We start from the raw sequence: 19,886 nt of genomic DNA on the forward strand, positions 1-19,886 counted from the left end.
AGGGGTTCCAGAATGAAGACAATCCGCACCGCACGCCCACGCGCAGCAACCGCTATCGCCGCACTCATGGCATTGAGCCTGCCCCTGCTGGCAGCATGCTCAGACGATGGATCGGAAGAGCAGGCGTCGGCCACCGCCACCACCGAAGCGCCAGCCAGCGAGGCATCGAGCGAGGCCCCGAGCACGTCCGCTGCCGCCGAGTCCAGCGAAAGCGCCGAGGCTGCAGAAGGCGGCGAGGTGAAGATCACCGCAGACCCAGTTGAAAACCTCGCAGATGGGCAGAAGATCTCCGTCAAGGTCACCGGCCTGGACCCGGAGGCGGGCTACTACGGCGCCATCTGTGCTGCGGAAGGCGTCCCGGGTAAGCCGATGCCAGACTGCACCGGCGAGCGGGGTGAGGCCGGAACCCAGCAGTGGATCACGCAGAAGGACGGCGGCACCGCCAGCCTCTCCCCGGCAGGCGAGACCGAGTTCGAGCTGACCGCAAAGCAGAAGGGCCAGGCCGTCGACTGCGCCACGCAGGAATGCGTTCTGAAGATTTTCGGTGACCACACCGAGGGCTTCGAGGACGTCGCAGACATCCCGGTTACCTTCGCCAGCTAGCCACAGCAGCAAAGCAGTGGCCGGGCAATAGTGTGAATGGGCGCTGGGGCGATAGACTTGGTGCTCGATAATTCACGCACAACTAGGGAGCACGATGGCTGGCAACTCGCGACGGCACGGCGGCGTACGCAAGAACAAGAAGGGCCCGTCGAAGGGCTCGGCCGGGGAGAAGCGCCGCGGCCTCCGTGGTAAGGGTCCGACCCCGAAGGCGGAGGACCGCGTCTACCACCAGGCGCACAAGCGCAAGAAGGCCGCGCAGCGCCGGGCATCCGGGGCGCACGACCGCCGCGATGCCTTCGGTGGCAACGAGCTGGTCGTCGGCCGCAACCCCGTGGTGGAGTGCCTGCACGCGAGCGTCCCGGCGTCCGCCCTGTACGTCGCGGAGGGCACCGGCAACGACGACCGCCTCTCCGAGGCCGTCCACATCTGCTCCAGCCGCGGTATCTCGGTCCTGGAGGTCAGCCGCCAGGAGCTGGACCGCATGACCGGCAACGGGCTGCACCAGGGCATTGGCCTGCAGATCCCGCCGTATAAGTACGCAGATGTCCACGACCTCATCGAGCGCGCCGCGGACTCCGCCACCCCCGGCCTGGTCGTGGCGCTGGATAACATCACCGACCCGCGCAACTTGGGTGCGGTGATCCGCTCCGTGGCGGCCTTCGGTGGCCACGGCGTGGTGATCCCGGAGCGTCGCAGCGCGTCCGTCACCGCCGTGACCTGGCGGACCTCCGCGGGGACGGCGGCGCGCCTGCCGGTCGCGAAGGCGACGAACATGGTGCGCGCGCTGAAGCAGTTCCAGCAGAACGGCTACCAGGTCGTCGGTCTGGACGCCGGCGGGGACCACACGCTGGACACCTACGACGGCACGACGCCGACGGTGGTCGTCGTCGGCAGTGAGGGCAAGGGTCTATCCCGCCTGGTCGGGGAGACCGCGGATACGATCCTCTCGATCCCGATGGCCGACAAGGTTGAGTCCCTCAACGCCTCCGTGGCTGCGGGCGTGGTGCTGAGTGAGTTCGCCCGCCAGCGCCGCGTGGCGAAGAAGTAGGGCCAGATATTCAAGCGAACGGCCGCGCTAGCGAGTGCTAGCGCGGCCTTTTCTATGAGGTGAACGGGGGATGAGCCCGTTTCCGAGGCTCTCAGCGCTGGTGGTTCTCCGGGTTGGCGCAGGAGTCCGCCTCGCACAGCGGCACGGAACTATCGGTGCCCGGCTGAGAGCTCAGGCCGGCCGCGCCCGACTGGTCGGCCCGGCCGGCGACCCCACTTAAGCCCTGGCCTGCGGCATAGGAGGCGGCGCGCACCTCGTCGGCGTCCATCCGGCGACCCCGCAGCCACTCGATGAACCAGCAGACCAGGTAGATCAGGAAGCTCAGCGTCGTCACGAAGACGGAGACCGGCAGACCGGGCGCCAGCGAGAGCACTAGGCCACCCACCGCAGCCGTCACCGAGAACACCGCGGAAAGAACCACGGCGACCAAGGGGTTGGCGGTGACCTTCACTGCTGCCGCACCTGGGGTGATCAGCAGGGCGATCAGCAGCAGGGCTCCCACGATCTGCACGCCCTGGCTGGCCACCGCGCCCAGCAAGGCGGCGAAGAGGACGGAAAGCAACCGCACCTTCACCCCGCTGGCAGCGGCCATCGTTGGATCCACGGTGGCGAAAAGCAGCGGCCGCCACAGCAGCGCGATGACCGCGACCACGATCACCGTCATAACCGCCAGCATCTTCATATTCGACGAGCTCACGCCAACGATCTGGCCGGTGAGCAGGCTAAAGGCGGTGGAGGAGCGCCCCGGGTAGAGGTAGATAAACAGCACGGAAAGACCCATGCCGAAGCTCAACACCACGGCGACGATGGAATCCTGCTCCCGGGCGCCCACCACCCCGAGGATCACCGCCGCGCAGACCGCGCCGAGGAGCGCGCCCCAGGAGACGCTGAAGCCGAAGAGCAGGGCGGCCGCCGCACCCATTAGCGCGAGCTCGCCGGTGCTGTGTGCCGCGAAACTCATATTGCGCATCACGATGATCGGCGCGATCGCCCCGGAGAGCACCCCCAGCAACAGGGCCGCGAGGATGGACTGCTGCACGAAATCCACGCCCAGCAGGGCGAGGGTGTCCGCCCACCACTGGCCGGTGTGAAACTCGCTCATAGGACGATCACCTTCCCATCGACCTCGATGACCTTCACCTCGGTCTGGTACAGCTCCGAGAGGGTTTCGGTGTTCATGACTTCCTTGACCGTGCCCTGCCGGTGCCCGTGCGGGGTGATGTAGAGAACCCGGTCGGTGACCTCGAGGATCGGGTTGATGTTGTGCGTGATGAACAGCACCGCGGCGTTGCGTTCCCGCCGCTGGCGCTCCAGCAGCTCAACGGTGGCGCGCTGGGCGCGCAGGTCCATGGAGAGCAGCGGCTCGTCGCACAGCAGGATCTCCGGGTCGCCTGCGAGCGCCTGGGCCTGGCGGATCAGCTGCTGCTGGCCACCGGACATCTCCCCGACGCGGCGGTTCGCGAGCCCGGCGGCGCCCACCTCGGCGAGCGCGGCGTCGACCTGCTTCCGGCGGGGGCGGCGGTTGCGGAACACGCCGTGGGCGGTGGAAAGGCCCACGAGGTCGCGTGCGCGAATCGGCAGGTTCGCGGGGAACATTCGCTGCTGCGGGATGTAGCCGATCGTGCCTTCCACCTCGACGCTGCCGCGGGTCAGCGCGCGCTGCCCCAGCACGGTCTGGAAGAGGGTGGACTTGCCCACGCCGTTTGAGCCCAAAATAGCGAGAAATTCCCCCGGGGCGACCTCGAGGTTGAGGTCGCGCCACAGGGGTTCAATCGCGGCGTTGTGAAACGCTAATCTCATGCGTCCTCTAGCTGCTTGAGGATGTCATCCACGTAGTCGAAGTACGTGGTGCCCCGGTCCGGGGTTTCGTTCACGTTTACAGTAGCAACGTCCTTATCCTTGGCGGCCTTCGTCAGCTCTTCGGCGGCCGGGGTCTGGGCCTGCTCGTTAGTGATCAGGACGTCCAGCTTGCCGTCCGTGATCAGCTTCTTCGCGGCGGCGAGGTCTGCTGCGGAGGGCTCGGCCTCGCGGGCCACGGCCTTGGCGAAGGACTCTGGGGTGATGTCCTCGAGGCTGGAATCCTCGACGATGGCCTCGGCGACGGACTCGGTCAGCATAACCTTCTTGGCCGGCAGCTTCTTCATGCGCTCGGTGTAGGACGCGGTCTTCTCCTTGATCTCGGCGTCCTCGTCCAGCTCGGCAGGGAAGTCCTCGTCGAGCTCGTGGAGCTGGGCTGCGAGGTTATCGGCGAAGGCGTTGACGATGTCCATGTCCAGCCAGGCGTGCGGGTTCTGGCCGCTGCCGTGATCGTGTCCGTGATCGTGGCCCTCGTGATCATGCCCATGGTCGTGGTCGTGGCCCTCATGGTCATGTGCGTGCTCGTGGTCGTGATCGTGACCCTCGTGATCGCCGTGATCATGCCCGTGGTCATGCCCGTGATCGTGGCCCTCGTGATCGTGACCCTCGTGGCCGTGGTCGTGATCGTGGCCCTCATGCCCGTGGTCGTGATCGCCGTGGTCGTGCGTGTGGGCCGCAGCCAGCGGGAGAGCGGAAACGACCGGGGCGTCGTCCGCATTATCGGTGAGCCAGTTGTCGTAGCCCGCGCCGTTGGCAGCGATGAGGTCCGCGCTCTTCGCCTTCGCGATGTCGGCCGCGGTGGCCTCGTAGCCGTGCGGATCGTCGTCCTTGTTCTCCATGATGGTCTCGACGGAGAAGGTCTTCTCCGCGCCGTCGACGCTCTCGATGACCGCCTTGGCGATGTCTCCCCAGACCGGGGTCGAGGTGACGATCTTGAATTCCGTGTTCTCGGCCGGGTTGTCCTGCGAGCCGCCCTCGGAGCAGGCGGCGAGGCCTGCGGTGAGGGTGAGGACGCCGAAGATGGCGGCGCCGCGCTTGCGGGTGGTTGCACTAAAGTTCATAAAAACTTCTCACGGTTGTTGGTAATGGGAACTGGTTGCAATAAGCAATGTAGTGCAGCACCCCTCCGCCCAGCAATTTTTTGGCCAACCGCCTACGGTAAGAGGCATGAATCAACCCGCCCGCCGAGGCACCCTCGCCTCCATCGCCGCCGAGTTGGGCGTATCCCGAACCACCGTCTCCAATGCCTATAACCGGCCCGGTCAACTCTCCGAGGAGCTGCGCACCAAGATCCTGCAGACCGCGGAGAAGATGGGCTACCCGGGGCCCGACCCCATCGCGCGCTCCCTGCGCATCCAGCGGGCGGGGGCCGTCGGCGTTCTCCTGACCGAGGAACTGACCTACGCCTTCGATGACCAGGCCTCTGTTGAATTCATGTCTGGCGTCTCGCAGGCCTGCGGCGAGATGGGTGTGTCCATGCTGCTCATCCCCGCCGGGGTGCAGTCTGATGGGAAGGACGCCACCGCCCTGGTCAACCAGGCCGCCGTCGACGGTTTCATCGTCTACTCTGTCGCCGACGAGGATCCCTACCTGGAGGCCGCCATCAGCCGGGGACGTCCCGTCGTCATCTGTGACCAGCCCGCCGGCCGGGAGGGGGTTCGCTTCGTCGGTATCGACGACCGCGAGGCCATCAAACCGGTCGTCCGTCGTCTCGTCGACGCAGGTCACCGGAAGATCGGCATCCTGTGCATCCGGCTGGATCGGGAACCCAACAACGGGCCCGTCAGCCAGGAGCGGCTTGCCGGGGCGCGCATGAACGTGCAGCGGGATCGTGTGACCGGCGCGCTGGAGATTCTCGCCGAGGCGGGCATCGACACCGCCAGCGTGCCCCTCGTGGAGCGCCACATTAACGACGCTGGAACTACCGAGGACGCGGCCCGCGAACTGTTGGAGAATAACCCGGATCTCACCGCCGTGGTGTGTACGACCGACTCGATGGCGCTCGGTCTGCTGCGCTACGCCGAATCGGCGGGCATCGACGTGCCCGGCGATCTCTCGGTGACCGGTTTCGACGGCATCCCGCAGGCCGAGGCCGCAGGTCTGGTCACGGTGCGCCAGCCCTCCCGCACCAAGGGGCGGCTGAGCGGGGAGCAGCTCGCGGAGGAGATCAGCGAGCGCCGGAAGGCGGCGAAGAACCGGAAGTCCGCGCCATCGCGGGCGCAGTCGGAGAACCCGCCGGCGGTCTACCTGGAGACCACGGTGCTGGACGGAACTTCTATCGCCGCCCCGCGGGCTTAGGGAAAGCGGGCACTAACCACCCAGCTCCGCGGGCGACTGCACCGCGGGCACTAACCACCCAGCTCCGCGGGCGACTGCACCGCGGGCTCAAAGGATCCAGCTCCGCGGGCGACTGCACCGCGGGCACTAATGACGCAGCTCCGCGAGCTGCTGGAGTGCGTCTCGAACGTCGAAGGGGCTGCCCAGGCTACGGGTCGCCGCGGTGGTGTCTGCGAGCCGGCCGCCCACGTGGACGCCGACGTCCGGGCGTGGCTGGGTGAGGGTGGCAAGGACGGTTTCGTCCGTGACGTCGTCGCCTAGGAAGAAGACCACGTGCTCCGGCAGCTGGGTGCGCAGGCCCACCACGTAGCTGCCCTTTGTTGCGGTGGCGACGCTGAGTTCCAGGATGTCGCGACCCCAGGTGACCTGCACCGGAACCGCCGGGTTGCTGCAGGTGGCCGCGAACTCCGCCAAGCGGTGATTTGCCTGCTCCGCGGCCTCGGGGCTGGTGGCCTGCCGGGTGTGCAGGCCCACCGAGTACGGCTTGTACTCCACCCACATGCCGGGGTTGGCTGCCGCGATCTGTTCGGCGTGGCTGCCCAGCTTCTGCAACACCTGCGCCTGAGCCGAGGAAGCGGAGTTCGCGGCAGCGTCCGCGGTGCTGCCGGCGGCGTCCTCGCTCGAGGTGTCGGTGCCACCCGAGAGTGAGTCCTCCGCGCCGTGGGAGCCGACCAGGCGGATATCGTCCGGGCCCGGGCTTTCGAGTACCGGTAGGCCGGTGACCGCGGAGAGTTCGCGCAGCTGGCGGCCGGAGATGATGAGCACCGTCACCCCCGGGAGCCCGGCGAGCTCGTGCAGTGCCTCCAGCGCGCCGGGGACCGCGCGCACGTCGGTGGGGGAGTCCGAGAACTCCGCCAGCGTGCCGTCGAAGTCCACCGCGAGCAGCAGCTTCTCTGCCGCCGCGAGGTAGGAGAGGTCCTGTGCGCCCAGCGTGTCGGGGCCCAGAGTGTCGGAACCCAGCGTGTCGGGGCCCAGAGTGTCGGAACCCAGCGTGTCGGGGCCCAGATCGTCGGAATCCAGCGTGTTGGGATCCTGTTCCTTGGGGCGCGGTGAGTTGGGATTCTGCGGGCCTGGGATCGGGGTGGCGGGCATTGGCGAGCTCCTTAAAGTGTTCTCTTCTCGGGGGCCCGTGGCGGCCCCTGGGGGCGCCGCTTAGGCGCGGGAGACCATGCTCAGCGACTTCGGGGTCTCCCACTCCGGGGCGTCTGGGTGGAATTGCTGCAGCCGCAGCGAGCGTCCACCGTCGCGCGTGTAGGTCAGTGTCTGGTTCTCCAGGACGTCGCGAAGGCGCTTAGCGTTGCGCTCATCGCTCGGTGCGCACTGGGATTCGCCGCCGATTTCCTCGACGCTCAGCTGACCGACCTCCAGCTGGGATTCCTTCTCCCGCCATTGCACGTCGGCCTTGAGATTCAGGCAGCCGCTCGCCCCGGTCAGGGAGTCCTCACCAATGACCAGGAAGAGGCGGCCCTCCTGGGTCTCCGGCAGATCCGCCGGAGTCTCCGGGTCCTGGTAGATGCGGGTGACCTGCCACTGCGTCCAACCCACCGGGGATTCGGACTCGCCGCAGGCACTAAGCCCCAGCAGGCCGGCGGCAGCGAGGATGGCGGCACCCGCCCGGGCCACGGTTCGGCCCCGCTGAGCTCCACGCAGGTTTCTGAGTTCCATCAACGTTCCTCCCCACCCGGGTACACGACGGCGTTGTCCGCGCGCAGTTCGGCCAGGAAGCTGTCCGCCCAGTGGTCGACGTCGAACTCGCGGACGTTCTCCCACATCTTCCGCATCCGCGCCCGGCGATCCGAAGGCGTGGAGGTCGCCGCCGCGAGGATGGTCTGCGAAAGCTGGGTTTTATCGTAAGGGTTGCACATGAACGCGCTGGTCAGCTGCGTGGCTGCGCCCGTGAACTCCGAGAGCACCAGGGCACCCGTGCCATCCGAGTGGCAGGCTACGTACTCCTTGGCCACCAGGTTCATCCCGTCCTTCAGCGCGGTGACCAGCATGATATCCGCCGCCAGGTACAGCGCCACCAGCTTCTTGAAGGACTGGTTATTGTGCACATAGCTGACCACCGGCCGGCCCATCGAGCCATGCTTGCCGTTGATGCGGGAGACGATGCGCTCCACGTCCTTGCGGGTGGCCTGGTAGTCCTCCAGCCGTTCCCGCGAGGGGGTGGCCACCTGCACCATCGAGATGTCCTTGGCCTTGAGACCGTGCTTCTTCAACTCCCCGGAGTCCAGCAGCTCCTCAAGAGCCAGCAGGCGCTGCACGATGCCCTTCGTATAATCCAGCCGATCCACCCCGGCCATCAGCACCTTCGGCGAGCCGAGCTGCTGGCTCAGGTGCTGCGCCTTGGCCAGCGTCTCCGGCTGCTGTGCCTGTCGTTCGACAGCGGCGGAGTCCAGGGAGATCGGGAACACCCCGATGCGGGTGACATGCTCTCGGGCCTGCTGAGCCTTCCCATCGACCTCGGCCTGCGCATCGGCTGCGGCAGCACTGGTCGCCGTGGGATTCGTGGTGCACCAACCGATGACGGAGTTCTCCTCCGGAAGTCGGGCACCATTGACGAACTCGGCATCCGTAGGGTCGTCGTAATGAACGTCGAAATCCAGTGCGCGGAGCGTATGCAGGAAGTTCCGGGCGCTGTCCTGGGTCTGGAAGCCGATGAGATCCGCGCCGAGCGTGCCGGCCAGCACCTCGCGGCGCCACGGGAGCTGGCGGAACAGCTCCGGGGCAGGGAAGGGGATGTGGAGGAAGAAACCAATCTTCAGGTCCGGGCGCGCCGCGCGGATCATGCCGGGCACCAGGTGCAGCTGATAATCCTGCACCCACACCGTCGCGCCGGGCGCGGCCTCCTTGATCGCCTTATCCGCAAAACGGCGGTTGACGGCGTGGTAGCTCGCCCACCAGGACCGCTTATAGCGCGGATGCACAATCAGGTCGTGGTACAGCGGCCACAGCCCCGCATTGGAGAAGCCCTCGTAGAACTCCTCGTAATCCGTCTCGGAGAGATTCACCGGGATGAGGTCGATGCCGGTCTTCTTACGCGACGGCATTTCCTTGGACTTGACCTTCTTGGTCGTTCCCGGCCAGCCGATCCACGCGCCGTTATTGTGCTGCAGCACTGGCTTGAGCGCCGTGACGAGCCCGCCCGGGGAGGCGACCCACTTATCGTCGATCCGGTCGACGGGCAGACGGTTGGCGATAACAAGAAAATCCGAACCACCGTCGGTGGCCATCGTGCCTCCTGAAGCGCTTCCTAGGTGCCGATTATGGCACCAAGTGTACGCGGACTACTGGGCCTTCTTCGTGGCCTTTTTCGTCGCCTTCTTAGCGGCCTTCTTGGCGCTCTTCTTCGCAGCCTTCTTCGTGGCCTTCTTGGTCGCCTTTTTCGCAGCCTTCTTGGTGCTCTTCTTGGCGGCCTTCTTTGCCGACTTCTTCGTGGTCTTCCGGCTCGCCTTCTTCGTGGCGGCCTCGTTGGCCTCCATCTCCTCGACGACCTTGCGGTGGATCAGGCCATCCGGCTCGACGCCGAGCATGCTCATCAGGGTCACGCCGTCCAGGAAGTCCTCGGCATAGGTGGCAACGATCCGCTGGGCGGCGAGAGCGGTTTCCACCGGTACGGCGTGCAGAGACTCGGCGCTAGCTGGACGATTGTCTGTGACCTTTGGGGGCACTGGCATCCTCTTTCACGAAAACTCTTGAACTGGCGGTGGGCTTTGACGGTGAATCAAAAACTCGTTGCCTGGTAACGGGCCTATTCTACGCTAATCAGTCCCGGCCGTGTTCGGAGCCCGCAGCTGAGGCACCATCGCCGGTGAGGTCCTGCTGAGCCGGGGAGTCGGCCTGCTCCTGCGGCTGCTGTTGTGCCTGCTTCTCGTTCTCCCGGATCTTCGCGAGCTTGCGGCGCTGCCTCGTGCGCAGCAGGGAGTCGATGCTCCACAGGGACCGGGTGCCCTCCCGCTTGCGGCTCATCCGCGGCACCGAGCGGTCCATCGGGTGCTGGTCCAGGGGGTGTGCCGCATGGTTGCCGTGTCGGCGCCGTGGCCGGCGCTCGCGCACCGCGATGCGGGGGCGGCGCAGGCCGTACTCCCGGTGCAGGATGCGCGGGCGACGCAGGCGACGGGCCACCCACTCGCCGAAAACCACGCCGGCAGCCAGCGTCGTCGCCGTCGCCGCAGCCAAGGCCAGGTTCGACATACCGATGACCAGCTTGTCCTGCAGGATCGAGGACATCCCCCGGTATAGCGCCAGGCCTGGCAGGAAGGGGGTGATGCCCGCAGCCGCGGTGATCTGCGGCGGCACCATGTACCGGCGGGAAAGTAGACCACCGGTCATGCCCACCAGAATCGCGGCGGCTGCCGCCGGCATCATCGTGGAGCTCTCGGCCAGCACCTGGACGATATTGTGCGCGATGGAGGCGACCAACGCGGTCGCCGCGGCGACCACCGTCGCGCGCCGCTCCGTGAAGCAGGCCAGGCAGAAGAAGACCGTCGCCGCCGCGCCAGAGAGCACGCGCACCGTCGTCCCGCCGAGTACGCCTGAGGTGGTGGACACGTCCAGGGGCGTCATGTCGATGCCGACCATGTGGACGAACTGCAGGGCCGCGCCGATGCCGGCGATGATCGCGCCCGTGTTCAGCACCGTCTCGAAGAAGCGGGCAGAAGCGGTGACCGGCGCCCCCGTCACCGCATCCTGGAGCGCTTGGACCAGCGTCAACCCCGCCAGCTGCGCGACGATACAGGACGCCACCACCAGTGAGGGTGGGAAATACCAGCCACGCTCCGTCGCGAACTGCGTGACAACCGCGGCGGGCAAGACCGCGATGAAGCCACCCAGGAAGTTCTGGTAGAACTCCGGCAGCGACTTCGACGCCAACCACGCCGTCGAGAACATGATGAACAGGGTCGTGATCGTCGCGACGAAAGCGACGGCGTAGCCACCGCCCAGCAGCAGGGCGATGGAGAAGGCAAACCCACCCCAGGAGAGCAAAGCCCAGCGGGTGCGGAACGGCAGGGGGCTGCGCTCGATCTGGGCGAGAATCTGCTCCGCGGTATCCAGCGGGGTGGCGCCGGCGATGATGGAACGCACCAGCCGGTCGATCTCCGTGAGGCGGGAGAAATTCGTGCTGAGGGTCTTCACGACTCGGAAGGCGGACACGGGGCTGCGGGACTCGTCGTTGTGGGCGTACACGGTGATGGTGTTCAGCGTGATGTCCACGTGAGTGTAGTGCAGGCCATACGCGGCGGCGATCGCCTTGATCTCCGCCTTCGCGTCCGAATTGCCGGTGCCGGCGGCCAGCAGTTGGTCCCCGATGCGTGCAGCAAGGTTCAGTACGCGGTGGATTTCCTCCGGGTCCGTGAGGTTCACCGGGGCCAGCGGCGTCGGCGGCGGCGCTAACCGAATCCCGTCGATGGTCGCGCGATTGCCGGTAAAGAGCATGTCGCTGGCGCGTCGGGCGAACCGAGCTAGATAATTTGCCACAACCACACCGTACACAAGGCCCCCTCCCGCACTTGAGGTGATGGTGGGTCTAGAAATTCGTGGGCTCTCGTGGTGGGCTGCTACTCTTTAAGCGCTCATGCCTCGTACGGGGCGTTGGGTGTGCCGAAGTGGCGCAATTGGCAGCGCAACGCACTTGTAATGCGTAGGTTGCGAGTTCGAGTCTCGTCTTCGGCTCTGTGAAAGGCTCCGGGAAACCGGGGCCTTTTCTTTATGTCTTGACTCTTGCTCCGGGGTGCGCCCGGGAGGCCGTGCGGGTGGCGGGGATAAGTTCTTAGTGGTTTGGGGCATTTAATAAATGGGGAGAAAGAGAGAGTTTTGGAATAATTACTTTTCAGGCGAAATAAAAATTAACTCCAGTTTTGCCCTCTATTAACTCGCGATATAACTGGGGTTGGAGAAGCGTTTCTCTAATTAGACCCAAATGGGGGAAATTCATATCCGCGCTGGCACAAGGCTGTTTCGAAGCTATTCTTCTGCTGTGTGTTCGTGCCGCTGAAAGACGTTAAGTATTTCTTCGGCGCGGCTTTCTCGCCAGAAGTAATAATTCACCCCACGCGTAATGTGAAAGCTTTTTCATGCCTCAATTGACCGCAATTCGCCTGTCGCGCTCGAATAAGATCGCCGCCCGCGCGGCTGCAACAGCCCTCGCCGCCGCCCTCGTCGGCGGCATCGCCGCGAGCCCGGCAGCCACCACCGCAGCGCTCGCCGCTCCGGCCGGTTCCTCCCAGGCCGGTACCGCACCTCGAGGCAACCTGCTGCCGGAAAGCTCCGCCACCGGATCCGTCCAGCTCCCCGGCTCCTACGACCCCGTCCCCCACAACGGCGCCCCGCAGCCGCAGGCCTTCCCGGCCTCCGAGTATGGCTGGTACCTGTCGGACCTCAGCTCCCACCCTTATGGCAACTACGTCACCCTCATCGACGGCTTCAATGACCTGCGGGCCAAGCGCCCGGACGTCATGAAATCCAACCTTGACCAGGTCGCCGAGATCAACAACAACGCCCCCACCGCCCGGATTGCCCAGGCCCAAGAGGACGCCGCGACCTCCAAGGAAGGTGTGCTCCGCATCTTCGCCGACGCCTTCGGCGAGGAGCTCGGCGAGCACTTCCGCCAGGCGCTGAAGGAGCATCGTCTTCCCAAGACCCAGATGCTTTTCGGCGGTGCCACCGCACGCGCCGGGGGAGTAGCTTCCTCCACCTTCATTGAGAAGACCTACTACAACAACGAGCGCCCGTTCGTCGCCGCACCGGAGAGGATCACAAAGCACAACCTGCCGGGCAAGGACTTCTACAGCACCTCGAAGTCCTTCCCCTCCGGGCACACGAATCAGTCCACCTGGACCACCACGCTGCTGTCCTATATGCTCCCCGAGTTCGCTCCAGAGCTGCTCGCACGCGGAGCCGAGGGTGGCTACTCCCGCGTGGTCTTGGGCGTGCACTACCCGCTGGACGTTATTGGTGGTCGCATGGTCGGCACCGCTGCCGCCGCGGATCGACTGAACGACCCGCGCATGCGCGCCAACCTGAATGCTGCCGCCCAGGAGATCCGCGCTGAGCTCGAGTGGCGCTGCGGCGACACCCTCGCCAACTGCGCACAGAAGCAGGCCGAGGCCGGTAAGGGCTATAACCCAGAATCCGTGGATCGCTACACCGAGCTGATGAATTACGGCTTCACCCCGGTCTACTCCGAGTCCGCCCCAATGGTGGTCCCGCAGGCCGCGCCCGCCCTGCTGCTGGGCAAATACCCGAACCTCTCCCACACCCAGCGCGCCGAGATCCTCCGCCAGACCGCCGGCCCGGCCGGGTACCCGCTGGATAAGCAGGGCCCGGAGGGCTCCTGGCAGCGACTCAACCTGGCCAAGGCGCTCACCGCCCAGGTCACCATCGCCGACGACGGCTCCGTGGAGGTGGCTGGCTAATGGCAACGCTTGCTCGCCGCCGCGTCCTGCAGGGAATGGCCGCCACCGGTGGGGTGGCCGCCGCGGGGAGCCTGCTGCCTGCCGCCCAGGCAGCCCCCGCCCGCACCGTGTTGGGTGCGGAGAACTGGGACCCCGAGGTCTTCGCCCACTCCGTCGCCTCCGGGGATCCGACCGCCAGCGCCGTCATCATCTGGACCCGCGTGACCCCAACGAAGGACGCACAGCCCGGCTCGGGGAAGGGGCCGGACGTCCCCGTGACGTGGGAGGTCGCCACCGACCCGGAATTTCAGGACGTCGCCGCATCCGGGAAGGTCACCGCCAGCGCCGAGTTCGATCACACCGTCAAGGTCGACGCCACCGGCCTAGGATCCGCCACCACGTATTTTTATCGTTTCACGGCCGACCTGGGGGAGCGGAAGGCGACCTCCCGGGTGGGGCGCACCCGCACCGCCCCCGGATCCGGCGACGATGTCAGCGCGATCCGCTTCGGCGTGTGCAGCTGCTCGAACTACGAGGCCGGCTTCTTCCGCAGCTACCGGGACATGGCCGAGCGCGATGACCTGGAATTCGTCCTGCACCTGGGGGACTACACCTATGAATACGAGACGGGCGGCTACACCGGCGTGTACGGCCAGCAGCCCCGCACCGTGGAGCCCGCGCACGTCACCCAGACACTCGCGGATTTCCGCATCCGCCAGGGTTGCTACCGCAAGGACGCCGACCTCGCCGACCTGCATGCAGCCAAGCCGATGGTCTGCGTGTGGGACGATCACGAGTTCGCAGACAATAACTGGCGCGAGGGTGCGACCGGGGAGAGCTTCAAGAAGGGGGACGACTACCCGGCGCTAAAGGCAGCCGCCTCCCGCGCGTACTTCGAGTGGATGCCCGTGCGGGTGCGCCCCGAAGCGCGCGCCCAGCACCTCTACCGCACCCTGCAGTACGGCCCATTGATGGAGATCATCATCCCGGACCTGCGCTCCTACCGCGATGCGCAGCTGATCCAATCCGGTGACCACCTGCTGGACTCCGACCCGGACTTCATTCGCGCCGCCGGTCGGGAGGGCCGCACCATGATGGGGCGCAGCCAGTTCGAGTGGTTCAGCAACGCCATCAAGTCCTCCACCGCGAAGTGGCAGGTCATCGCCAACGAGGTGATGTTCGCGCCGATGACCCTGCCGGCGACCCTGGACCCGAAGCTGCACGACTGGCTGGTGGAGAAGATCGGCCTGCCGGAGCAGGGCATCCCGCTGAACCCCGACCAGTGGGATGGCTACATGGTGGAGCGGCAGAAGATCATCGACATGATCGCCGGGCTGCCGGATAAGAACGTGGTCTTCCTGACCGGGGATATCCACAGTTCCTGGGCGAACGATATTCCGCGGGATATTTTCGGCTACCGCACAGGCCAGAACACGAAGGCGGTGGCCACTGAGTTCGTGACCCCGTCGGTGACCGCGAAGAGCGCCTTCGATTCTTTGGCGGTCAGCCGCGCCTTCGACGCCGCCACTCGGCAGCTGCTGTACACCGGCGAGAACCTGCTCTCCGGGGTGAACCGTTGGTTCAAGTGGATCAACTTCACCGATCACGGCTACATGGCCGTGGAGGTGGGGCAGAAGGCCACGCAGTGCGACTGGCACTACGTGGACCACGTGCTGGCCAAGGACACCCCGTTCCGCCTGGGCAATAGCTTCCGGGCCGAGGTGGGCTCCCCTGGTGCCCGTAGCGTTGGCGCGGGCCTCAATCGCGCCCAGCGGGTTTATTAGTCCGACCGGGAGCGGGGAAGGGGCGCTTGCTAGAAGCGGTAGACCATGACGTAGCACTCCTCGTGGGGTGCCACGCCGTGGTCGATGAATCCGAACTTGGAGTACATGCGGCGGGCGCGGTCATTGCCGAAGTCCACCGCCAGGCTGACGGAGTGGTAGCCCTTCGCACGGGCGTGGTCCAGGGTTGTACCCAGTAGCTTGCGGCCGAGCCCAAGGCCGGTCATCGTCGGGCGGAGTGCGATGGCCAGCTCCGGGATGTCATCGGAGATATAGCCCGCGCCGGGCTCGGATTCGGTGAAGTTACGCAGCCATGCAGCGCCCGCGGGCGCGCCTTCGTACTCGGCGATGATTCCGCCCTGCTCCGCGGTCCACATGTCTACGTAGCGGACCAGGTCATCCTGGAAGTGCTCGGAGAGGTCTTTCCCAGGGTCACCCCAGGTATCGGTTTCGCGGAACATTTCCGTGATGAATCCGCGGTCGCCCTCGGTCGCGACACGAAATGCGACCGCGTCCGTGTTCGGGCGCTCGGCTGCTGACTCTGCCTGAATATCCTCGCTCATGCCCCCAAATATAGAACACCGGCGCCGAACCGCGGGATCGAGGATCCGTGCTCGGCGCCGGTGGGCTCCAAAATCTAAGGAGCTTTCAGCAGGTCGGGGATTAGTAGATGTAGACCTTGTCACCCGGCTGCAGGTAGTTGAAGAAGGTCTGGGCGGACTTGCGATCCATGCGCACGCAGCCGGCGGACTGCACGTTGGTCGTGCCCTGGTGGAAGGCGTGACCGTTGTTCGTGAAGTAGACGGCGTACGGCATTGGTGCATTGCCGAACTCGTAGCTGATCTCGTCCTTGACCTTGCGTGTCACGGTGAACATGCCGCGCGGGGTCTCCTGGCCTGGGCGGCCGGTGGAGACGACGACCGGGCCGTAGGAGCGGTTGCCGCCCCTCTGCAGCCAGGCGCGCTGGGCCTTGATATCAACGCATGCGTGCGCGGAAGCCGGGCACGGGTTGGAGGCCGGGCGGGCCTGCTTCTTCGGGGCCTGCTTCTTTGGTGCTGGCTTCGGGGCCGGCTTCGGCGCGCGAGCAGCCTCGCGCTGCTGCAGGGCGCCCGGTGCGACAGCGTTGACGAAGTTATCGATGCCCTGAACAACCGGGGTGCGGAACTGCGGCGGCAGGTTCTTGGCCTGGGCCACGAGCGCGTCGCGGGCGTTCAACAGGGCGGTCACGCCATTGGCCTGTGCCTGGCGCAGCTGGGCGTCGAAGTCAGCCTGCAGCTGAGCGATCTGCGGCGGCAGGGAAGACCCGGCCACGGAGGAGCCGAGCTGCGGGGCAGCGCTGGCCTCAGAGGCGGTGGCGACGGATGCCCCAACGCCGAGGGTGGAGGCGCCGAGCGCGAGGGTAGCAGCGCCAGCGAACTGCTTCTTGGAGGTGTTGGACACCTTGCGGTGCTTGCCGATGTAACGAGTCATGCGCTTCAGAATAAACCCATTTGTACGTGAGAGAAAGCTGAACGCGCCGGTTGAGCCTCCTGTTAATGCTGCGTTCAACTGGCAACGCTGCCCGTGGGGCGGCGTGGGGCGAGCCAGGTCCCCCGGGATCCGCCGCTATCGCGTCTCAGTGCTGCCGGACCCCACACCGCCCGCGACGGGAATATTCTCCAGCGGACAAGCGCTAAAATATGTACAGCAAGCATTCAGCAAGCTCCCAGTCTCGGTGGAAGCAGATCGGTGAAGATAGAGCCATGACTACCCCAAACACGCAGCCCGTTAAGGTTCTCGTCGTCGACGATGAGGACAACATCTCCGACCTGATCAAGGTCAGCCTGAAGTTCCAGGGCTTCGACGTGGAGACTGCTGACAACGGGCAGACCGCGCTGGAGATCGCGGAAACCTACCGCCCCGACGCCTTCATTCTGGACGTCATGATGCCAGGCATGGATGGCTTCACCCTGCTCAACAAGCTCCGCGAGGCCGGCCACGACGCCCCGGCCCTGTTCCTCACCGCCAAGGATGGCGTGGAGGATCGCATCCACGGCCTGACCATCGGCGCGGACGACTACGTCACCAAGCCCTTCTCCCTGGAGGAGGTCATCACCCGACTGCGTGTGATCCTGCGCCGCGTGGCCAAGGACGACTCCGAGGAATCCAGCCTCATCACCTACGAGGACATCACCCTGGACGACGACATGCACGAGGTCACCAAGGCCGGGGAGGTCGTGGACCTGTCCCCGACGGAGTTCCAGCTGCTGCGCTACCTGATGGTCAACGCAGAGGTCGTCCTCTCCAAGTCCAAGATCCTGGACCACGTGTGGAATTACGACTTCGGCGGGGACGGCAACGTCGTCGAGTCCTACGTCTCCTACCTGCGCCGGAAGATCGACACGAAGGAACCCCGCCTGATCCACACCGTCCGCGGCGTGGGTTACGTGCTGCGTAAGCCGCGCTCCTAGGTTTTGCCTGGTCGATGGCTTCCCTCCCTGAGAATTCGGACGTCCCCGCCACCGGGACAGCGAACTCCGCTGGTTCCCCTGGCGCGGACGATGCCGGCACCGCTGACTGGCCGGTGGACGGCGAGCACGGTGAGTTCCAGCGTCCCGGGCGCTTTCTGTCGAACTTCCCGCTGCGTGTCAGCCTCGTCGTCGTGATGACGTTCCTCGCCGCACTCGGCCTGTCTTTTTCCGGCGCGGTGACGACCTCCACGCTGCAGCACTTCATGGTCTCGCGCGTGGATGACCAGCTCAATAGTGCGATCAACGGCTGGGCCTACCGGACCACCGACGACGAACGCTCCTACCAGGACAGACCCGGTAGCAGCACCCCGCAGCCCAACCGGCCGCCCACGGATTTCTTCGTCCGCGTGGTGGACGGGGAGATCTCCATCGAACCACTGAACTCGGTCTTCGATTCCGCCCCGGAGCTGCGGGGATTGGAGCAGCCGAGGGAGCCCGTGACGGTGCCCGCCCGCGCGGGGAGCGCGTCCCACGCCCCGTGGCGTGCGGCCTCCGTCGAGAACCAGGACGGCACCGTCACCATCGTCGCCCTGCCCCTGGAGGGCGAGGAACACACCATCCGCAGGCTGGTGTACCTGCAGATCATCATCGGTTTCCTGGTGGTGGCCTCCATCATGATCGTCTCCCAGTACCTGGTGCGCCGCGCGCTGCGCCCGCTGAACCAGGTGGAGGAGACCGCCTCCCTGATTTCCCAGGGGCACCTGGACCAGCGCGTCCCGAATTGGGAGCCGGATACCGAGGTCGGTCGCCTGGCGCAGGCCTTCAACCGGATGCTCGCACAGATCCAGGGTGCGTTCCTCGCGGTGGGTGCCTCCGAGCGCCAGGCCCGCAAGTCCGAGGCCACGATGCGCCGCTTCATCGGGGATGCCTCCCACGAGCTGCGCACCCCGCTGACTTCCGTGCGGGGGTATGCGGAGCTCTACCGCTCCGGGGCCACCGACGATGCGGACATGGTCATCGGCCGAATCTCCGACGAGGCCGAGCGGATGGGGCTGCTGGTGGAGGACCTGTTGGCCCTGGTCCGCATGGATGAGGGCCGCCCGCTGCAGAACCAGCGGGTGGATGTGCTGGAGCTGGCGCTGCGTGCCGCCGACGGTGCCCGGGCGGGCTTCCCGGGGCGCAGCATCGGCATCGAGAATCACTACGGCTCCATCCCGGTCGTGATGGGCGACGCCAACCGCCTGCACCAGGTGATCAGCAACCTCCTCACGAACGCGCTGAAGCACGCGGGTGAGGACGCCAGCGTGAAGATCAGCCTGCTCAAGACGAGCCCAGGACTGGTCACCATCGACGTCCAGGACGATGGCGAGGGCATCCCTGCCGACGCCCTGCCGCATCTCTTCGAGCGTTTCTACCGTCCGGACGGCTCCCGCTCCCGCGCTTCGGGCGGTTCCGGGCTGGGCCTATCCATCGTGCAGTCCCTGGTCAAGGCACACGGCGGGGCGATCACCGTGGACTCCACGGTGGGGGAGGGCACCACGTTCAGGGTGCAGCTGCCCGTGGCGCCGGAGGATTCTCCAGCGCAAATTTCACCAGAAGACTGACCTTCTGGTTGCGGGGCAGCATATTGTGCGCCACTTGCAGCTGCGGGTAGAAGTCCTGCACCCGCACTAGCCGCAACGGGCCCGGATGCTGCGGGATACCGCCGGTCGGTTCGGCGTCGCCGAGGGCGAAGGCCGCGTTGAGGGGGACCAGGCGGTCGTAATCGGAGGCGATCTGTGTGATCGGCACGGTGCACTCCCCGGCGGGCGCCAGTGCATCGGCCAGCGCGGGGGAGCCCACAACCTGCTCCGCGAAGGCAGGAGCCATGACGGTGCTGATCACCCGGTTGACCAGGGTCTCCCGCGCGGTCCCGGACCAGGGCATGTGCACGCCCCGGAAGTCCGCGCCCAGGCCCACGATGTGGTTGACTGCCTCCCCGCCGGGGCGGCTCGCCACGGCCAAGGAGATCAACCCGCCCTGGGAGTGGGCAACCAGGTCGAAGGACTCCGCGCCGGTGGCTTCCTGGAGCGCGGCGATCTGCGCTCGGGTTTGGGCGATGGATTGCGCCAACGGCGTGGTTCCGTTGTCCCCATAGCTGACGGAGAACACTCGCCGGTCCCGCCCGTCGAAGGTGCTGCGCAGGTAGGGCACCATGCGCGCGAAGTTCCCGCGACCACCCACGGTGCCGTGCACCACCACGATGGGGCGCGGCTCGGAGGGCAGCACCCGGTGGGTGGGGGATTCATTCCATTCGCCCAGATCCGGGATGTGAGCCAGCAGCGAGCGCCGCGGGGTAGCCTCCTGGCCCAGACCGGAGTGCAGGATGGGGCTGCGGCCTGGGTTCCGGGGCGTAGATGGGGACATATCGTTCTAG

At 66.2% G+C, this 19,886-nt stretch carries 18 protein-coding genes and 1 tRNA gene; 8 read left to right on the top strand and 11 right to left on the bottom strand.

What is annotated here, in order from left to right:
• Window positions 1-12 precede the first annotated feature (12 nt).
• A complete protein-coding gene (locus QP140_RS05030) occupies window positions 13-603 on the top strand; it encodes a neocarzinostatin apoprotein domain-containing protein (protein ID WP_284758536.1) in 591 nt (196 codons plus the stop codon).
• A gap of 94 nt (window positions 604-697) precedes the next feature.
• The gene (rlmB, locus tag QP140_RS05035; RefSeq protein ID WP_284758537.1) at window positions 698-1,651 is read left to right on the top strand and encodes a 23S rRNA (guanosine(2251)-2'-O)-methyltransferase RlmB; all 954 of its coding nucleotides are present in this window, start codon (window positions 698-700) and stop codon (window positions 1,649-1,651) included.
• Between the two features lie 91 nt (window positions 1,652-1,742).
• On the opposite strand, the gene QP140_RS05040 is transcribed toward rlmB, so the two are convergent.
• From QP140_RS05040 to QP140_RS05050, 3 genes are read right to left on the bottom strand one after another with little or no spacing between them, the layout of a single operon-like run.
• Window positions 1,743-2,753 carry a metal ABC transporter permease gene (locus tag QP140_RS05040; protein ID WP_284758538.1) on the bottom strand — a complete coding sequence of 337 codons (1,011 nt, stop codon included), beginning with the start codon at window positions 2,751-2,753 and terminating at the stop codon, window positions 1,743-1,745.
• Window positions 2,750-3,451, bottom strand: a complete 702-nt coding sequence (locus QP140_RS05045; RefSeq protein ID WP_284758539.1) for a metal ABC transporter ATP-binding protein — start codon at window positions 3,449-3,451, stop codon at window positions 2,750-2,752. Before QP140_RS05045 ends, QP140_RS05040 begins: the two co-directional genes overlap by 4 nt.
• Entirely contained in the window at window positions 3,448-4,569 is a 1,122-nt protein-coding gene (locus QP140_RS05050; protein ID WP_284758540.1) for a metal ABC transporter solute-binding protein, Zn/Mn family, read from the bottom strand. The genes QP140_RS05045 and QP140_RS05050 overlap by 4 nt, the downstream gene beginning before the upstream one ends.
• A gap of 106 nt (window positions 4,570-4,675) precedes the next feature.
• Here QP140_RS05050 and QP140_RS05055 point away from each other — a divergent pair, with 106 nt between their 5' ends.
• Entirely contained in the window at window positions 4,676-5,806 is a 1,131-nt protein-coding gene (locus QP140_RS05055) for a LacI family DNA-binding transcriptional regulator (protein WP_070759702.1), read from the top strand.
• 126 nt (window positions 5,807-5,932) lie between these two features.
• On the opposite strand, the gene otsB is transcribed toward QP140_RS05055, so the two are convergent.
• The 5 genes from otsB to thrE form a co-directional block, all read right to left on the bottom strand.
• Complete coding sequence (gene otsB / locus QP140_RS05060; RefSeq protein ID WP_284758541.1) at window positions 5,933-6,937, bottom strand: trehalose-phosphatase; 1,005 nt, start codon at window positions 6,935-6,937, stop codon at window positions 5,933-5,935.
• Between the two features lie 60 nt (window positions 6,938-6,997).
• Window positions 6,998-7,510: a hypothetical protein gene (locus tag QP140_RS05065; protein WP_284758542.1), complete on the bottom strand. Its 513-nt coding sequence runs from the start codon at window positions 7,508-7,510 to the stop codon at window positions 6,998-7,000.
• A complete protein-coding gene (locus QP140_RS05070; protein WP_284758543.1) occupies window positions 7,510-9,078 on the bottom strand; it encodes an alpha,alpha-trehalose-phosphate synthase (UDP-forming) in 1,569 nt (522 codons plus the stop codon). Before QP140_RS05070 ends, QP140_RS05065 begins: the two co-directional genes overlap by 1 nt.
• 54 nt (window positions 9,079-9,132) lie before the next feature.
• Window positions 9,133-9,516 carry a hypothetical protein gene (locus QP140_RS05075; RefSeq protein ID WP_284758571.1) on the bottom strand — a complete coding sequence of 128 codons (384 nt, stop codon included), beginning with the start codon at window positions 9,514-9,516 and terminating at the stop codon, window positions 9,133-9,135.
• 94 nt (window positions 9,517-9,610) lie between these two features.
• A complete protein-coding gene (gene thrE, locus QP140_RS05080) occupies window positions 9,611-11,323 on the bottom strand; it encodes a threonine/serine exporter ThrE (protein WP_371441317.1) in 1,713 nt (570 codons plus the stop codon).
• A 122-nt stretch (window positions 11,324-11,445) separates the two neighbouring features.
• On the opposite strand from thrE, the gene QP140_RS05085 reads away from it, so the two are divergent.
• The 3 genes from QP140_RS05085 (at window position 11,446) to QP140_RS05095 (ending at window position 15,023) form a co-directional block, all read left to right on the top strand.
• A tRNA-Thr gene (locus QP140_RS05085) sits at window positions 11,446-11,518 on the top strand.
• Between the two features lie 494 nt (window positions 11,519-12,012).
• Window positions 12,013-13,260: an acid phosphatase gene (locus tag QP140_RS05090; protein WP_442875008.1), complete on the top strand. Its 1,248-nt coding sequence runs from the start codon at window positions 12,013-12,015 to the stop codon at window positions 13,258-13,260.
• Complete coding sequence (locus tag QP140_RS05095; protein ID WP_284758545.1) at window positions 13,260-15,023, top strand: alkaline phosphatase D family protein; 1,764 nt, start codon at window positions 13,260-13,262, stop codon at window positions 15,021-15,023. Before QP140_RS05090 ends, QP140_RS05095 begins: the two co-directional genes overlap by 1 nt.
• Before the next feature lie 29 nt (window positions 15,024-15,052).
• Here the strand turns inward: QP140_RS05095 and QP140_RS05100 are convergent, their stop codons facing one another.
• The gene (locus tag QP140_RS05100; RefSeq protein WP_148812867.1) at window positions 15,053-15,583 is read right to left on the bottom strand and encodes a GNAT family N-acetyltransferase; all 531 of its coding nucleotides are present in this window, start codon (window positions 15,581-15,583) and stop codon (window positions 15,053-15,055) included.
• 100 nt (window positions 15,584-15,683) lie between these two features.
• Complete coding sequence (locus QP140_RS05105) at window positions 15,684-16,490, bottom strand: L,D-transpeptidase (protein ID WP_284758546.1); 807 nt, start codon at window positions 16,488-16,490, stop codon at window positions 15,684-15,686.
• A 272-nt stretch (window positions 16,491-16,762) separates the two neighbouring features.
• Between QP140_RS05105 and QP140_RS05110 the strand changes: the two genes are divergently transcribed.
• Both QP140_RS05110 and QP140_RS05115 read left to right on the top strand, forming a co-directional pair.
• Entirely contained in the window at window positions 16,763-17,470 is a 708-nt protein-coding gene (locus QP140_RS05110; RefSeq protein WP_070759720.1) for a response regulator transcription factor, read from the top strand.
• A 14-nt stretch (window positions 17,471-17,484) separates the two neighbouring features.
• On the top strand, window positions 17,485-19,074 hold the full coding sequence (locus QP140_RS05115; RefSeq protein WP_284758547.1) for a sensor histidine kinase: 1,590 nt from the start codon (window positions 17,485-17,487) through the stop codon (window positions 19,072-19,074).
• On the opposite strand, the gene QP140_RS05120 is transcribed toward QP140_RS05115, so the two are convergent.
• On the bottom strand, window positions 19,013-19,876 hold the full coding sequence (locus tag QP140_RS05120; RefSeq protein ID WP_284758548.1) for an esterase/lipase family protein: 864 nt from the start codon (window positions 19,874-19,876) through the stop codon (window positions 19,013-19,015). The two genes, QP140_RS05115 and QP140_RS05120, sit on opposite strands and share 62 nt — an antisense overlap.
• Between the last annotated feature and the right edge of the window lie 10 nt (window positions 19,877-19,886).

Source organism: Corynebacterium sp. UMB9976 (genome assembly GCF_030212265.1).
In the GTDB taxonomy this organism is placed as follows: Bacteria; Actinomycetota; Actinomycetes; order Mycobacteriales; family Mycobacteriaceae; genus Corynebacterium.